The following is a 414-nucleotide window of genomic DNA, read 5'->3' as shown; positions in this document are numbered from 1 at the left end:
GCTCGGTCTCATCCGACAGCAGGCGGAAATCCGCCGGCTTGATCGCCACGCCCCAGTTGCGCTTCTTGGTGCAGATCGAGCAGTTGCACCGGCCCGTGCCGGCCTCGAGGTCGATGTCCGCCTCGAAGCGGACGCGACCGCAATGGCAGCTGCCGTGGTATGTCTTCTTCATCGCCGCTCCTCCTCGCATCCTTCTTCGAACACTGACTGGCGTCTCAATCGGCTGCTCGGGTCGCTCGCCCCTCTCGACAATGGCATGATACCTTCATACCGGAGGATTTCATGGCCAAGGCGTCCAAGCGCACATTCAGCCTCCCTGAAGAACAGGCAGCGTACATCGATGCCAAGGTCGACGACGGTACTTATGCCTCTGCGTCGGAGGTCGTGAAAGCCGGGCTGCGCGCCTTGCAGGAA

1 protein-coding gene is annotated in these 414 nt (G+C 61.8%); it reads left to right on the top strand.

The features are described 5' to 3' along the window. Positions 1 to 282 precede the first annotated feature (282 nt). Positions 283 to 414: type II toxin-antitoxin system ParD family antitoxin (locus JG676_RS09780; RefSeq protein WP_200217958.1), on the top strand; the 132-nt coding region annotated here is incomplete at its 3' end.

Origin of the sequence: Campylobacter sp. 2018MI34, from assembly GCF_016598975.1 — a bacterium.
Classification (GTDB): Bacteria; Campylobacterota; Campylobacteria; order Campylobacterales; family Campylobacteraceae; genus Campylobacter_D.
Note: the sequence above shows the minus strand (reverse complement) of the source record. Positions and strands in the feature narration are given on the sequence as shown.